The sequence below is a fragment of the Pseudoxanthomonas sp. P4_B2 genome (genome assembly GCF_056402315.1).
This window is the reverse complement of sequence record NZ_JBFUHQ010000004.1, coordinates 26,336-41,236: the sequence shown is the minus strand read 5'-3', so window position 1 is coordinate 41,236 and position 14,901 is coordinate 26,336. Positions and strand designations below refer to the sequence as shown.

Genomic DNA, 14,901 nt, shown 5'->3' with positions numbered 1-14,901 from the left:
TATGAATCACCGCGCGTTTTCCACGAACTACGATGATCTACTGCTGGTCGGCGGCTATGTAAAGGATCCTTCCCGCAGGCTTTGGTTGGATCCGAGCCAAGGGAAGTTCGATTATTCCGACGGCGACGAGGTGGAGCAGAGACTTGAGAGCGCGGTTCTGGCCAGCGCCGACGTTTCACTTTTCTCCAACGAACTATTGGCCCACCAGGTCGACTGGCCGTCCGTCTATCACCTGAGCCCGACACGCGCAAACCTGCTGAGGCCCATCGAGACGCACCTTGCCGGCAAGAACGTGTTGGAGATCGGTGCGGGCTGCGGCGCGATCACCCGGTTCTTGGGCGAGCGCGGGGCCAACGTCCTGGCGCTCGAAGGCAGCCCCAGGCGCGCCGCAATCGCCGCTTCCCGTTGCCGCGATCTGGAAAATGTCACCACGTTGAACGCCCGTTTCGACACATTCTCGACTACGGTAAAATTCGATGTTGTGACCTTGATAGGGGTGCTTGAGTACGCGCGCATATACGCATCCGGCATCGATCCAATCCAAGAAATGCTTGAGCAAGCTCGCTCGCTGCTTAAGGAAGACGGAATTCTCTTGATTGCGATAGAGAACCAGTTGGGGCTGAAGTACTTCGCCGGAGTCAACGAAGACCATCTTGGCCGCCCTATGGCCGGCATCCAGGACCAGTACGACGCTAAAAGCGTGGTCACGTTCGGAAAATCGGAACTGGAAGGCAGAATCCTGAGCTCGGGATTCGCGTGCGTCGAAACGGCGTTGCCGTTTCCCGACTATAAACTTCCGCAGGCGGTCGTACTCCCGATGGGTTATGCCGCAAACAGCGCTATCGATGCGGCATCCCTCGCTGGACAGGCGGCGCGCAGCGATCGCCAGATGGTCAACCCACCGCATTTTTCCTTGAAGCAGGCATTCAAGGTCGTGGGCAGGAACGAACTCTTGGCCGATCTTTCAAATTCGTTTCTGATCCTAGCTGGAAAATCTGTGGCGTCGCCTGGTTTTGGCGATCTGGCCAAAGCGGTGCTGGCGGAACACTACGCGACTGAGCGTCAGCCCCGTTATACGAAGCGGGCCCGGTTTGTGCAGAAACCGAATGGAATCGAGGTGCTCAGAGAGCTGCTTTGTCCGGAAGCCCCGCCGCTCGGTTCTAAATTGATCGCCCATTCCGTGAACGACGAGCCGTACTGGCCTGGTGAGAACTGGGGCGATCGCCTGGAATCAATCGTCTCCAAGGATGGCTGGAGTGTCGACCAAGTGGCCGACTGGTTGGCCGTCTGGCGCGACGCGCTCGGCGCAAGGACCAGCAGAGACATCGCCACGGACCCATTCGCGCTGGACAGCCAACTCGATGGCGAACTATTCGACGCCCTAGCAGCAAATCTTGTCATTGGCAAAGATGGACCGTCCTTTTTTGACTTGGAGTGGTCTGCCAAAAATCAGATCACTTTCGGTTTTCTTGCGTTCCGTTGCCTTTCGGTGTCGATGACATCGGTTTCAATGCTCGCAGCACCCGACGACCCGAATCTGCTGCATCTTCCCACGCTGATGCGAGCAATATTCAGAAACTTCGGAATACTTCTGACCGGAACCGAAATCCAGTCGTTCATCGACATGGAGGCTTCGTTCCAGGACGAGATCAAGGGTCAGGTCCGCAGAGCGCCGGGCCAGACCACGGTAGATCAGTTCTCCGTCGTGCCGACTTCGGAGTCGGCGTTGATCGCCGAAGACCAAGCTGCGCTTTCTCTGGCGCAGCTGCGGGAACAGAACGAACAACTCAAACAACGTCTTGCCGCCGAAGGCCAACATGTCTACGACCTAGAAGTGCGCGTAGGCGACTTGGAAAGAATATCGGAAGCGAACGATAGGCAATTCGAAGCGAAGAAGGAGGAGCTTCAATCGATGCTCTCTGAGGCCGCCAATCGGGCCTCGCAAGTGCAATCCCGCCACGATGATCTCCTTAGCGATGCTTTTCGCAGTACAGCCCAATTGTCAGAAATAGCCGCGGCCCTCTCTCTGGAACAGGCGAGGTCGAACTCGCTGGCTACCCAACTTCAGGCCGCCGAACAGCGCGTCGCCGCAGGGGAACAAGCGCTTTCTGTTTTTGAGGCCTCGGTGAATGAGTCCGGGGAAAACGGGCGCAGCTTGTCCCGCCAATTGGAGGTCCTTGGTGCGGAGATAGTGGAGAAGGACAATGAGATACACAGATTGTGGGCTCATGCCGAAGAACTTGCAGCACAAATCGAAAGCGGGAACGCGAACCGGTCGGAACTGGATTTTGCGCTCAATTATGCACGCACTTTTGAAATCTCCGCCGGGCAATTGCGGGCGGAACTCGACCTGATCAAGGGTTCCACCAGCTGGGCGCTTACCTCGCCACTGCGTGCGTTGTCCGCCGCCGCAAGAGCCGCACGTCTTGCGGTGGTGCGGACGAGCGGCCGATGGTTGGAGAAAATCTATCGTGCGGCACCCATTTCATTCGCAAACAAGAGAAAGTTGAAGGGATTTTTCTTCTCCAGAAGCGGATGGCTCTTCAGTGGGACAAATGCATACCGCCGCTGGGATGCGGACATTCGTACGCGTGGGGCCGCGGTTGATTACACTGCCCTGGGCGCACCCGTTCAGACTGACTACTTGCAAACAAGCTGGGCGCCTGCCGATGCGCTTTGGATGGCTGACGGTATTCGCGAATGGAGCGACTACGGGCCAATTCGCGACCGGATCAAAGACGCATTGGCATTGAAGTCCCAGAACAAGCAGACTGCACCGGTCTCGCTTTTGGATTTCAACGGCGGCAATCTTGAGAAGATCGCCCGTTCAATCCGCCTGCCCGAGCCTCCGGCCGCGCCGGAAGTTACCATACTAGTTCCGGCTTACAATCATTTGGCCACTACGCTGGAGTGCTTGAGCTCCATCGCCGCAGCGGCCGAAACTGCGGGACCGAGCTTCGAAGTTCTGGTTGCCGACGACGCGTCCACCGACAGCAGCGCTACTGTGCTGGCGCATGTCGCCCATCTTCGCTTATTCACTCAGCCGCACAATCTCGGCTTCCTCAAGAACTGCAACAGCATGCTGGGGCATATTCGCGGCCGCTATCTGCTTTTGCTCAACAACGATGTGCAGGTTACCAAAGGTTGGCTGAGCGCTCTGGTAGAGAGCATAGCAGCCGATTCTTCCATAGGCGCCGTCGGTCCGAAGATTGTCTATCCTTCGGGCTGGTTGCAAGAAGCCGGCACCCGCTTGCGTCGCGATGGCTCGGCGGAAATGATCGGGCTCAACGACCTTCCTTCCATGCCGCAGTTCTCTTATAGCCGCGACGTGGACTATTGCAGCGGCGCTTGCTTGTTGCTGCGCAGCGAAGATTTCAGGTCCATGGGTGGGTTCGACGAGAGCTACGCACCCGCGTACTGCGAAGATTCGGATCTTTGCATGCGGCTGCGCAAGCTAGGTCGACGGATCAGGTATTGCGCAGATGCAACGGTGTTCCATCACCTCAGCGTGACTTCCGACGACCTCCCCAGCGATTACAAGCTAGAGTGCATATCGCGCAATCTGGCCACTTTCTCCAGCCATTGGCGTGCGGATTTGGAAACGCTGGACCAAGTGCGCACTATTGCCTTCTACCTTCCACAGTTCCACCCCATTCCCGAGAACGACCTCTGGTGGGGCCAGGGTTTCACCGAGTGGACCAACGTCAGCAAAGCGCAGCCGAACTTCCAGGGGCACTATCAACCGCGCCTGCCAGCGGACCTGGGCTACTACGACCTCCGTCTGACTGAAGTGATGGAGAAGCAGGCCGACCTCGCGCGTCGCTACGGGCTTGGCGGATTTTGCTACTACTACTATTGGTTCGGCGGCCAGCGCCTACTGGAGCGTCCGATCGAACAGATGCTGCAGACACAACGTCCCGACTTTCCTTTTTGCCTATGCTGGGCAAACGAGAACTGGACCCGGCGCTGGGATGGCCAAGAGCACGACGTACTCATGGCCCAGAGCCATTCGGACCAAGACGACCTCGCGGTCATCCGCGATCTGATGCGATTCTTCCGTAGTCCGAACTATATCCGGATCAACGGCCGGCCACTGATCCTGGTCTACCGGGTCACTCTGTTCCCCAACTTCGCTCGCACGGCGGCATTGTGGCGGCAGGTCTGCCTCGATGAGGGCATCGGCGAGATATACATCGCGCAAGTCGAATCGTTCGAACTGGTCACCGCGGGCATCCACCCTAGCCAAATGGGCTGCGATGCGGCGGTGGAATTCCCGCCGCAAGGCATGGCCGAGCCGCACGAAGTAACCGCGCCTTTGCTCAACCCCAACTTCAACGGAGTGGTCGCGGACTACCGCGATCTGGCGGTGCGATACGCCACGCGCGATCTGCCCGCCTACAACCGGTTCATGGGTGTCATGCCAGGCTGGGACAATACCGCGCGCCGTCAGAACAGCAGCTACAGCTTCGAGCATGCCTCGCCTGGGGCGTTCCAGGCTTGGCTCGAAACGGCGGTCTCTCGCACCAAACAGCAATACAGCGGCGGCGAGCGGCTTGTCTTCATCAACGCCTGGAACGAATGGGCGGAGGGAGCGTACTTGGAGCCCGACCGTAGATTCGGACACAGTTTCCTGCAAGCCCACGCCAACGCTCTCGATGCAGACTACTTGCTACGGCGCGGCTAAAAGCCTTTTTAAGAGATCCCAATGCACTCAGATCCAGTACTGATTGGCCACCCGTTCGCCCCGATTGGATGCGGCGAGAGTCTGCGTTGTACGTACCGAGCATTGCGTTCGGTTGCAGCCAGGGCAGCATTGCTGGACGTTTACCAAATACACGACAGGGAACAGGACTTCCAGAACGAGTTCGGGATGGATCTCACGCAAAGACCCGGAAACATCAACATCTATCACCTCAACGCCGATGAGGTGGACGGCGCGTTGGCGGCCATGGGGGGTGAGCCCCTACAGAAGGGCTACAACATCGTCTATCCCAATTGGGAGCTTTCGCGCTTTCCGAGCGAATGGGTCGAAGTGGTCAACCGGTTCGACGAAGTATGGGCGCCGTCGCAGTTCATCGCCGATGCGCTGCAAGGGCACTGCGACAAGCCGCTGCTGCATATGCCCGTCGCTTGCGAGGTCGATTTGAGTTCGCTTTTATCGCGCCGCTACTTTGGGATTCCCGAGAGCTCCTACGCGTTCGTTTTCTTCTTCGACTTCAGATCCTACGCGACACGCAAGAACCCGCATGCGGTTATCGCTGCATTCCGACAGTTGCTTGAGCAACGGCCCACCAGCGATTGCTGCCTGGTGATCAAGGTCAACGGCAGCGAAAACGCCCCGCAAGCCCTATCGCTGCTCGAAGAGGAGATTAGACCTTTTCGAAACAGGATATTGCTGATCAACCGCACCGTGACGGACAACGAAGTCAAGAATTTGATCAGGTGTTGCGACAGCTTCGTTTCCCTGCATCGATCCGAAGGATTCGGCAGAGGACTTGCCGAGGCGATGTATCTGGAAAAGCCGCTCATCGCCACGGGATACTCCGGGAACATGGACTTCATGGACCAAGATTCGGCATTGCTCGTCGATTACGCCTTAGTGCCGGTGCTCGAAGGACAGTACCCACACCATGAAGGCCAAGTGTGGGCGGAAGCGAACGTCAATCATGCTGCGGCCCACATGATCAGGCTTGTCGACGACCCGCAAGGGGGAAGACAACTTGGCAAGCGTGCCAGCAGGACTGTCAGAGACCGCGTGGGCTACCGGACGATCGGCATGCGCTACCGGAACAGGTTAGCGCAGATAGAAGCAAGCCAATAGCTTCGGTCCGCCGCCTGCCTTGAAGCAGGCGGCGCCTTCGAAGTCTTAGACTGAGCCTTCCAGTCAGCTCAGACGTCGCAGATCGGCCTCCACCATCATCGCAATGAGCTCCGATATGCTGGTCCGTGGCTCCCAACCTAGCTTTTCTTTGGCCTTGGCTGGATTTCCAAGCAGCACGTCGACTTCTGCAGGCCGCATGAATCGCTCGTCGATCACCACGTGATCCATGTAATTCAAGCCGGCATGCTTGAACGCCAATTCGCACATGTCGCGCACGCTGACCGTTACGCCAGTCGCGATGACGTAGTCGTCCGGGATCTCCTGCTGAAGCATCAACCACATGGCTTCCACGTAGTCGCCTGCGAAACCCCAATCGCGCTTGCTGTCGATGTTGCCCAGTCTTAGCTCTTTCTGGAGACCAAGCTTGATCGAGGCGACGCCATGGGCGACTTTGCGGGTTACGAACTCAATTCCGCGCAATGGAGATTCGTGGTTGAAGAGTATGCCGCTGGACGCATGCATGCCGAAGCTTTCCCGATAATTGACCGTGGCCCAGTGCGCCATCAGCTTAGCCACTCCATAAGGACTGCGCGGATAGAACTGCGTTTGCTCATCCTGCTTTTCGGCTTGGATGAGTCCAAACATCTCGCTCGTCGATGCTTGATAGAAGCGTGCGCCGGGATTGACGATGCGCAAGGCCTCGAGCACGCGCAGAGCACCCACACCGTCTAGATCGGCCGTGAGCAATGGCTGTTGCCACGAGGTGCCCACGAAACTCTGTGCTGCAAGGTTATAGACTTCGACCGCTTTTGAAACCTCAGCCGCCCGAATGAGCGAAGAGAGATCGGCCAGATCGCCCGAAATCAGCTCGACCTGATCCCTTATCCCCAGTTCCCGCAAGCGCCAAAGCGTGTCTGTGCTGCGACGCGCCAGCAATCCATGAACTTTATATCCCTTCTCCAACAGCATCTTTGCAAGGTACGCGCCATCTTGGCCGGTAATACCCGTGATCAATGCCGATTTGCTTGCGTTACTCATTTGGTGTTCCTTGCATATTCAAGAATGTCTTCCAGCGTCTTGCGAATGGGAATACTCGGCATCCACCCGGTGGTTTCGGTCAGCAGTGCGGGACTAGCCACCATTCGCCTCTGTTCCGCGGGACGCATCCGCGTGGGGTCTTGCTGGATCTCGGGGTCCACGCCTTCCGCCTCACACATGAGCCGGAGAAGTTCACGAATAGAACTTTCCACACCGCTAGCCACGACATAGACCTGCCCGGCGCGACCGCTTTTCAACAACGCGGCGTAGGCGGCCACGATGTCTCTGACGTCGGTCATATCGCGCGTCACGTCTATGTCGCCGACTTCCAAAAGGAACGGCGGGCCTGAGCTTTTCATCGCAACTATCTGCTTGGCGATAGACGGAATAACGAAATCGTCCCGCTGGCCGGGGCCGATGTGATTGAACGGCCGTGCAATGATCACGTCGAGATCGTGGGCCCGGTGCCATTGCAGGCATAGCTGCTCCGCTGCGACCTTGCTGACTGCATAAGGATTGCGCGGCTCGGGAATCCGGGATTCGTCTACCGGCAAATGCGAGTCCGGCACACGTCCATAGATGTCGCCTGAACTGACGTACAGCATGCGGCCGGAAAACCCCGCGTCTCGCAGCGCTTGCAGCAAGTTCAGCGTGCCCAGAAGGTTTATCTCGAGCGTTTCTCGCGGGTCTTCGAACGAGCGTGGCACGAAGCTTTGCGCTGCAAGGTGCAGCACATAATCGGGGGCCGATGCGGATACAAATTCCTTCACTGCGCTCAAGTCGCGGATGTCGAAACCTTCCGGGGTAGCAACCAGTTCAACGCTTCCGAACAATCCGTTCCGAACGGCATCGATCAGGTGATGTCCGACAAATCCAGAGGCTCCGGTGACTAGCAGCCGCGCTCCGACGTCAGCCTCATCAGACATGTCGCAGCGCCACCCTGATGTCTTCGAGCAGGTCTTTCTTTCCCTCGACGCCGACACTGAGTCTTACCAGACCGTCGACAAGGCCCAGGGCAGTCCGGCGTTGCGGCGGTACGGATGCATGCGTCATGACCGCCGGATGATTGACGAGACTTTCCACGCCGCCCAGCGATTCGGCCAGAGTGAACAAGTGCGTGTTCTCGCAGAAGCGTTTGGCCGACTCGAAACCACCCTTTAACACGACTGAAACAATCCCGCCAAACCCATCCATCTGCCGCTTCGCCAGTTCGTGCTGCGGATGCGAAGCCAGGCCGGGATAGATGACTTTCTCAATGGCTTGATGGGTGTCCAACCATTCCGCCAATGCCATCGCATTTTCGCAATGCGCCTTCATCCGCAAATGCAACGTCTTCAACCCACGCAGCGCCAGGAAACTGTCGAACGGCCCCTGCACCGCACCGATCGAGTTTTGCAGGAACGCCATCTGCTCGGCCAACTCGGTGTCGGCGCCTACTACCACCATGCCGCCAACCATATCGGAATGACCATTCAGATATTTGGTGGCCGAATGCATGACGAGGTCGGCGCCGAGTTGCAGCGGGCGCTGCAGGATGGGTGAGGCGAAGGTGTTGTCCACGACGACGCGCAAGCCGTGCTTGCGGGCGATGGCGCAGACCGCTTCGATGTCGACGATCTTCAGCATCGGATTGGTCGGGGTTTCTACCCAGACCATTTTCGTTTCGGGGCGGATGGCGGCCTCGAACGCGGACAGGTCGGTCAAATCCACGAAGCTGAAATCCAGACCGGCGCTGCGCCTGCGCACGCGCTCGAACAGGCGGTAGGTACCGCCGTAGATGTCGTCCATGGCGATGATGTGGTCGCCGCTGTCCAGCAGCTCGAGAACCGTCGAAGTCGCGGCCATGCCCGAAGCGAAGGCGAAGCCGCGGCTGCCACCTTCCAAAGCGGCCACGCAGCGCTCGTAAGCGAAGCGGGTCGGGTTATGGGTTCGCGAGTACTCGAAGCCCTGGTGCACGCCAGGACTGCTCTGGGCGTAGGTGGAGGTGGCGTAGATGGGCGGCATGACCGCGCCGGTGCTGGGATCGGGCGATTGCCCGCCATGGATGGCCAGCGTGCCGAGGGCCAGAGACTCTCCAGCGGCGGGATGGGTGGGGGATACCGACATGGCCTAATCCTTTTAGACAGCCGGCGATTTTAGCAGCTGGGGCTTAACCAATCGTCCATCCGGCGAAAACGTGACACGCCCGTCTCAATTTGACGTGCGACTTACTGCACCCTGCGCCGCAGGAAGTTCAGCAGGTCGATGCGGGTGATCAGGCCCAGGAAGGCCTCCCCGTCGGTGACGATGGCGACCTGGCCACGGTCGAATACCGGCAAAAGCGCCTCGATGGGCGATTTCATGTCCAGCCGGTCCAGCTTGCTGACCATCGCGGTGGAGACCGGATCGCGGAAACGGGCTTCGTCTCCGTAGACATGCAGGAGTACGTCGCTTTCGTCGACGATGCCGACCAGCTTCTCGCCCTCCATCACGGGCAATTGTGAGACGTCGTACAACTTCATGCGCTGGTAGGCGGTGGTCAGCAGGTCGGTCGGGCTGACCACCACGGTGTCCTTCTGGCTGTAGGGACGCAGGATCAGGTCGCGTAAGTCGCCATGCTGGGCGCGTTCGATGAAGCCGTTGTCCAGCATCCAATAGTCGTTGTACATCTTCGACAGGTACTTGTTGCCGGTATCGCAGACGAACACCAATACTTTCTTCGGCGTGGTCTGCTCTTTGCAATATTTCAACGCCGCCGCCAGCAGGGTGCCGGTGGAGGAACCGCCCAGGACGCCCTCCTTGGCCAGCAATTCGCGTGCGGTCAGGAAGCTTTCCTTATCGCTGATGGAGTAAGCCTTCTTTACCCGAGTGAAATCCGAGATCTGCGGCAGGAAGTCCTCGCCGATGCCTTCCACCATCCAGCTACCCGACTTCTCGCTGAGGGTGCCTTCGTTGATGTACTGGGTGAGGATGGAGCCGACTGGGTCGGCCAATATGAGTTCCACTTCGGGGGCATGTTCCGCGAAAGCACGGGACAGGCCAGTCATGGTGCCGGAGCTGCCGCAACCGAACACGATCGCATCCAACTGTCCGTCCATCTGCCGCAGGATCTCCGGACCCGTGCCGAACTCATGTGCGGCCGGATTGTCAGGATTGCCGAACTGGTTGATGAAGTAAGCACCCGGGGTTTCGCTAGCGATGCGCGCGGCCAGATCCTGGTAGTACTCGGGATGGCCTTTGGCCACATCCGAACGGGTCAGGATGACCTCGGCGCCCATGGCCTTGAGATTGAAGATCTTCTCCCGGCTCATCTTGTCCGGGACCACCAGCACCAGTTTGTAGCCCTTCTGCTGGGCCACCAGGGCGAGGCCGATGCCTGTATTGCCGGCGGTGCCTTCCACCAGGGTCGCGCCGGGTTTCAGGTCGCCGCGCTGTTCGGCCGCTTCGATCATGGACATACCGATGCGGTCCTTGATGGAGCCGCCCGGGTTGGCGCTTTCCAGCTTCAGGTACAGCTCGCACACGCCGGTATCCAGCCGTTGGGCCTTGACGATGGGCGTCTCGCCGATGAGTTCCAGGACAGAAGAATGGATGGCCATGCGGAGATGCGCTCGCGTGCAGCTTGGAGAGGAACCGGATTATCGCATTGCTGGAAGCCTGGGACTTTGGGCTTTGGCTTGCTCAATCAGTCCCGTGAGTCGCGACAAGCAGGCCGGGACAAACCCCGCAGGGGCGGCGCACACGGATGTGCGCCGTTTCCGGAGGCGCAGGATGCGCCTTACGGTTGTCCCGGTCTGCTTGCGGACCCGGCGGCGTCATCGCCGGGCGCGACGTTAAGGCGGCTTTCTTTTGGTTACTTTTCTTTGCCGTTCAAAGATAAAGTGACTCGCGCAAGGCGCGAAATGCTCTTGGCTCAAAGGCAGAAGAGCCAAAGTCGCTGGGTCCCCGCCTTCGCGGGGATGACGGCAGAGGCGTTGAATCTCGGCACCCACTAGGTTTCGCGTGATACAGCCACAAAAAAGCCCACGAATCGCTTCGCGGGCTTTCATGTTTCGAGTGGCGCGGACGGCGACAGCCGACGAGGAGGCTGTCGCCGCCCGCGACAATGGAACAGGGGGAGACGTCAGTGGGGTTTGGCGTCGTAGATTCGTATAAGTCGTTCTTTCGCAGCGAGTTTCTCGCGTTTCATCTGACCCAGAGTGGTGTCGTCGATAGGCAGCACGCCCAGCTCGGCGTCGGTCACCTTCTTGTTCAGTTCGCGATGTCGCTGATAAAGCTGCTTGAACTCGGGGTCAGCCTTCATAAGTGCGTCGATTTCGGTTTGCGGTTGTCCTTCGAACATTTCGTAACCTCCTTCAGCAGAAATACGAACGCCCCGACCTCTGCAGGCACGGGGCGTTGGCTTGGGAGCGGAATATCGGGTTGCGGCGGGCTGCGCATTCTCCAGAATCACCCGCACTGACCTGTCGGCCTGGCGTGAGGTCCTCTGGATTGTGGGTCAGCGTCATCGGCTCGATTCTCCGGTGAGCCAAGCGACGGAGGTCGCTTGGGTATACGACCCTACTCTTCGAAATCGAACCCGGCAACCCTCTGTCCAAGTGCTTGATCGGATTGAAAAAGAAGGGAGGCAAACCGGGTAGCGCGGGAGCGCCGGAACGCAGAAGAACAGGTGCAACTAACTGTTTTTAAATGATTTTCTACTGCGCGATCACCACATCGACAGCACGACTTTTGCTGCCTTCGCCCTTCCCTGAGGACTGAATCCTCGCCTTGGGAATGCCAGCCGCCAGCAGGGCGTCGCGAACCGCGTCGGCACGGCGCTGACCAGGTGTCTGCTTGTCGCCGAAACCTTCGATCCTGGCCTTGGCCTTGGGGTTGGCCTGCAGGTAGGCGGCCAGTGCAGAGACGTTTGCGGACCCGGCGCTGGAAAGGTTCGCTTGACCGGCGTTGAAGGCGGAGCTGGCCAAGGTGAACACCTCGCCCCGATCCTCGAATTTGGAAGTCGGCAACTTGGCCCCGGACATCAATTCGGCTTCCTGACGGGCTAGTCGCGCTTCCTTCTGGCGCGCGGCGCTGAGTTTTGCAGTCTGTTGGCCCGTGATCGAGCCCAGCATGTCTTCGGCATCCTGGCGGGCCAGCGTCTCGGCTTCGGCGGCCACGCGCAGGCGCTCGGCCTCTTCGGCCTGGATCTGCGCCTGGACGCGCAATCGCTCGCTTTCCTGGCGCGCACGCGCGGCATCTCGACGGCTGGCTTCCACCAACAACTCGCTACGGGTGCGGTCCAACCGGTCGGCTTCGCGTCGTGCCGCTTCGGCGCGCGCGGCGGTCTCGGCAATCTCGACCCGACGGTCGGCCAGATACAAGGCGCCGTCGCGCTGCTTGCCGCGCGCCTTAGCCAGCACGGCCACGGCCTGCTGTGCCTGCAATTTTTCGTAGGCAGCGAATTCGACCAGTTGCGGGTCGGATTGCAAGGCAACCAGCCGCTGGTTCAGTGCGACCACTTCAGGACGTTCGGCGGCCAGTGCCGGCAGCGAAACCAGCAGCAGCGCGCAGGTGAGCGTCTTGATGCTCATCGTGCGCATCCTCATCGTGTGGGGGCTCATCGCGCGGGCTCCTCGCCCAGCGTGCGTTGGAGTTCGCTGATTTCCTGCCGCCTTTGCTGCAACTGCGCATTGGCCACCGCCTCATTGCTGCGCGCGCGGGCCAGGTCGGCATCGGCCGTGGCGCGCGCGGCAAGCTCGGGCGCCAGTTTGCGATCGCGGCGCGTGGCGGCGGCTGATTGCGCCTGGGCCAACGCACTGCGCGCCGAATTCAGCAGATCGGGGGCGTACTGGTCCGCATCGGCCTGGTCGGCGCGATTGACCGCCTGCTGTGCGACGGCCAGTTCCGGCACGGCCGCCACTTGGGCCTGCAACGGTGCAGCGAGCCCGGCCAGCAGCATGAATGCGCCAACTATCACACACAGGGAGCGGCGGAATTGTGCGAAGCTACGATGCATAGGAGTGCCGTGGCGTGAGGGGAAAGCGCGGCCATTGTCGGAAGCCTGCGTCGCACTTGCAACGGTGCGATGCCAATGTTGGGGAACATCGCACATGGATATCGGCTACTTCCTGAAGCTGATGACGGAAAAGAACGCCTCGGACATGTTCCTGACCACCGGGGCGCCTGTCTATATCAAGATCGAAGGCAAGCTGTATCCGCTTGGCAACACCGGCCTGCCCGCCGGCATGGTGAAGAAGATCGCCTATTCGCTGATGGACGAAGGCCAGGTGCCGATCTTCGAGCGCGAATTGGAACTGAACATGGCCCTGGCCCTGCAAGACGCCGGCCGCTTCCGCATCAACGTGTTCAAGCAGCGCGGCGAAGTAGGCATGGTGATCCGCGCGATCCGCAGCGTGATCCCGTCCATCGAAGAGCTGAACCTGCCGCAGGTGCTGAAGGACATCATCATGACTCCACGCGGGTTGGTGCTGCTGGTCGGTTCCACCGGCTCGGGCAAATCCACCTCGCTGGCGTCGATGATCGACCATCGCAACAGCACCACTACCGGACATATCCTCACCATCGAGGATCCCATCGAGTACCTGCACAAGCACAAACAGTCGATCGTCAACCAACGCGAAGTCGGCCTGGATACGCACGCCTTCCACAACGCGCTGAAGAACGCGATGCGCGAGGCGCCGGACGTGATCCTGATCGGCGAAATCCTCGACGCCACCACCATGGAAGCGGCCATCGCCTTCGCCGAAACCGGTCACCTGTGCCTGGCCACTCTGCACTCCAACAACGCCGATCAGACCATCGAGCGCATCCTCAACTTCTTCCCCGAGACCGCGCATAAGAACGTGCTGATGAATCTGGCGCTGAATCTACGCGCGGTGGTGTCGCAGCGCCTGGTCAAGGGCGTGGACGGCCGCCGTCTGCCGGCAGCCGAGGTATTGATCAACACGCCCATGATCCGCGACCTGCTGCGCCGCGGGCAGGTGCACGAGATCAAGGCCGCTATGGAGGCCTCGCTGGAGGACGGCATGGAATCCTTCGACCAGTGCCTGTTCCGGATGGTCAAGGAAGGCCGTATCGAGCAGGAAGAAGCGCTGCGTGCGGCCGATTCCCGCGACGGCCTGGCGCTGAAATTCCGCTTGTCCGAGGGCAGCAGCGGAGAGCACGATCCCTATGCGGATTACGACTCGGCATCGGCCGGCAGCTCGCCGCGGATCACTCAGGGCTTCGGCTGATTCTGTAATTGCTCTTGCTCTGCCCCCTTTGGAAAAGGGGCACCGGGGACCTTCTTGCACTGCGCGAAAAGCAAATCCCCCTCAATCCCCCTTTTCAAAGGGGGAAGCTGTGAGTGCAGCGAATATGGAGCTACCAAGCTAATCGACTAGCCGGCTAGACGTTCTGCAACTGCGCATCCGGCTGCTTGTCCGGCCGCGCTTCGATGAAGGCAGGCAGCTCTAGGCAAACTTTTTCAATACGGGAAATAGTCGGGAATGCCGTCATGTCCACGCCGAAACGGCGCGCATTGAACACCTGCGGAATCAGGCAGCAATCCGCCAGACCCGGCGTCTGTCCATGGCAGTACGCACCTGTTGCCGGGTCGCCTTCCAGCAATGCCTCCATCGCGGCGAAGCCTTCTGCAATCCAGTGCTTGACCCAATCGTCGCGTTCGGACTGCGGCACCCGCCAGGTGTGCTCGAAATAACGCAGCACGCGCAAGTTGTTGAGCGGATGGATGTCGCAGGCCACCAGTTGCGCCAGGCTGCGCACGCGGGCGCGGTCGCGTGCGGTCATCGGCAACAGGCGCGGCGAAGGCCAGGCCTCATCCAGGTATTCCAGGATCGCCAGCGACTGGCGGATCACGCGCACGCCATGCATCAGCGTGGGCACCATTTGCTGCGGATTCATCGCCACGTAGTCGGGTTGGTGCTGTTCGCCGCCGTCGCGGACCAGGTGTACCGGCAAGGTCTCGTAGCTCAGGCCTTTCAGATTCAGGCCGATGCGCACGCGATAGGCCGCGCTGGACCGCCAGTAGGAATAGAGACGCAGCTGTTCGCTCATCCGCG

Annotated in this window: 11 protein-coding genes; 3 read left to right on the top strand and 8 right to left on the bottom strand. The window is 59.7% G+C overall.

All coding sequences use genetic code 11. The features are described from left to right. Position 1 precedes the first annotated feature (1 nt). Both AC1DTQ_RS11390 and AC1DTQ_RS11385 read left to right on the top strand, forming a co-directional pair. Positions 2 to 4,684 (top strand): glycoside hydrolase family 99-like domain-containing protein, encoded by a 4,683-nt coding sequence (locus AC1DTQ_RS11390; RefSeq protein ID WP_477849742.1) that lies wholly within the window; start codon positions 2 to 4, stop codon positions 4,682 to 4,684. Between the two features lie 186 nt (positions 4,685 to 4,870). After that, positions 4,871 to 5,821 (top strand): glycosyltransferase, encoded by a 951-nt coding sequence (locus tag AC1DTQ_RS11385; protein WP_477849741.1) that lies wholly within the window; start codon positions 4,871 to 4,873, stop codon positions 5,819 to 5,821. 63 nt (positions 5,822 to 5,884) lie between these two features. Here AC1DTQ_RS11385 and gmd read toward each other — a convergent pair whose 3' ends face one another. The 7 genes from gmd to AC1DTQ_RS11350 form a co-directional block, all read right to left on the bottom strand. Beyond that, positions 5,885 to 6,859 carry a GDP-mannose 4,6-dehydratase gene (gene gmd / locus AC1DTQ_RS11380; protein WP_477849740.1) on the bottom strand — a complete coding sequence of 325 codons (975 nt, stop codon included), beginning with the start codon at positions 6,857 to 6,859 and terminating at the stop codon, positions 5,885 to 5,887. Next, positions 6,856 to 7,785, bottom strand: a complete 930-nt coding sequence (locus AC1DTQ_RS11375; RefSeq protein ID WP_477849739.1) for a GDP-mannose 4,6-dehydratase — start codon at positions 7,783 to 7,785, stop codon at positions 6,856 to 6,858. The genes gmd and AC1DTQ_RS11375 overlap by 4 nt, the downstream gene beginning before the upstream one ends. Further along, positions 7,778 to 8,965, bottom strand: a complete 1,188-nt coding sequence (locus tag AC1DTQ_RS11370) for a cystathionine gamma-synthase (protein WP_477849738.1) — start codon at positions 8,963 to 8,965, stop codon at positions 7,778 to 7,780. The genes AC1DTQ_RS11375 and AC1DTQ_RS11370 overlap by 8 nt, the downstream gene beginning before the upstream one ends. Before the next feature lie 101 nt (positions 8,966 to 9,066). Then, positions 9,067 to 10,437 (bottom strand): pyridoxal-phosphate dependent enzyme, encoded by a 1,371-nt coding sequence (locus tag AC1DTQ_RS11365; protein WP_477849737.1) that lies wholly within the window; start codon positions 10,435 to 10,437, stop codon positions 9,067 to 9,069. A gap of 524 nt (positions 10,438 to 10,961) precedes the next feature. Further along, positions 10,962 to 11,180: an HP1242/YdcH family protein gene (locus AC1DTQ_RS11360; RefSeq protein ID WP_093286560.1), complete on the bottom strand. Its 219-nt coding sequence runs from the start codon at positions 11,178 to 11,180 to the stop codon at positions 10,962 to 10,964. Positions 11,181 to 11,535: 355 nt separating this feature from the next. Then, entirely contained in the window at positions 11,536 to 12,420 is an 885-nt protein-coding gene (locus AC1DTQ_RS11355) for an OmpA family protein (RefSeq protein ID WP_477850065.1), read from the bottom strand. 17 nt (positions 12,421 to 12,437) lie between these two features. Next, on the bottom strand, positions 12,438 to 12,836 hold the full coding sequence (locus tag AC1DTQ_RS11350) for a DUF4398 domain-containing protein (protein WP_477849735.1): 399 nt from the start codon (positions 12,834 to 12,836) through the stop codon (positions 12,438 to 12,440). Positions 12,837 to 12,930: 94 nt separating this feature from the next. On the opposite strand from AC1DTQ_RS11350, the gene AC1DTQ_RS11345 reads away from it, so the two are divergent. Then, the gene (locus AC1DTQ_RS11345) at positions 12,931 to 14,073 is read left to right on the top strand and encodes a PilT/PilU family type 4a pilus ATPase (RefSeq protein ID WP_477849733.1); all 1,143 of its coding nucleotides are present in this window, start codon (positions 12,931 to 12,933) and stop codon (positions 14,071 to 14,073) included. A gap of 154 nt (positions 14,074 to 14,227) precedes the next feature. On the opposite strand, the gene maiA is transcribed toward AC1DTQ_RS11345, so the two are convergent. Further along, positions 14,228 to 14,896 carry a maleylacetoacetate isomerase gene (gene maiA / locus AC1DTQ_RS11340; protein ID WP_477849732.1) on the bottom strand — a complete coding sequence of 223 codons (669 nt, stop codon included), beginning with the start codon at positions 14,894 to 14,896 and terminating at the stop codon, positions 14,228 to 14,230. Positions 14,897 to 14,901 lie beyond the last annotated feature (5 nt).

Coding starts and splice junctions, on each gene's coding strand:
- AC1DTQ_RS11390 (WP_477849742.1), top strand. CDS start 2: ATGAATCACCGCGCGTTTTCCACGAACTACGATGATCTACTGCTGGTC.
- AC1DTQ_RS11385 (WP_477849741.1), top strand. CDS start 4,871: ATGGATCTCACGCAAAGACCCGGAAACATCAACATCTATCACCTCAAC.
- gmd (WP_477849740.1), bottom strand. CDS start 6,859: ATGAGTAACGCAAGCAAATCGGCATTGATCACGGGTATTACCGGCCAA.
- AC1DTQ_RS11375 (WP_477849739.1), bottom strand. CDS start 7,785: ATGTCTGATGAGGCTGACGTCGGAGCGCGGCTGCTAGTCACCGGAGCC.
- AC1DTQ_RS11370 (WP_477849738.1), bottom strand. CDS start 8,965: ATGTCGGTATCCCCCACCCATCCCGCCGCTGGAGAGTCTCTGGCCCTC.
- AC1DTQ_RS11365 (WP_477849737.1), bottom strand. CDS start 10,437: ATGGCCATCCATTCTTCTGTCCTGGAACTCATCGGCGAGACGCCCATC.
- AC1DTQ_RS11360 (WP_093286560.1), bottom strand. CDS start 11,180: ATGTTCGAAGGACAACCGCAAACCGAAATCGACGCACTTATGAAGGCT.
- AC1DTQ_RS11355 (WP_477850065.1), bottom strand. CDS start 12,420: ATGCGCACGATGAGCATCAAGACGCTCACCTGCGCGCTGCTGCTGGTT.
- AC1DTQ_RS11350 (WP_477849735.1), bottom strand. CDS start 12,836: ATGCATCGTAGCTTCGCACAATTCCGCCGCTCCCTGTGTGTGATAGTT.
- AC1DTQ_RS11345 (WP_477849733.1), top strand. CDS start 12,931: ATGGATATCGGCTACTTCCTGAAGCTGATGACGGAAAAGAACGCCTCG.
- maiA (WP_477849732.1), bottom strand. CDS start 14,896: ATGAGCGAACAGCTGCGTCTCTATTCCTACTGGCGGTCCAGCGCGGCC.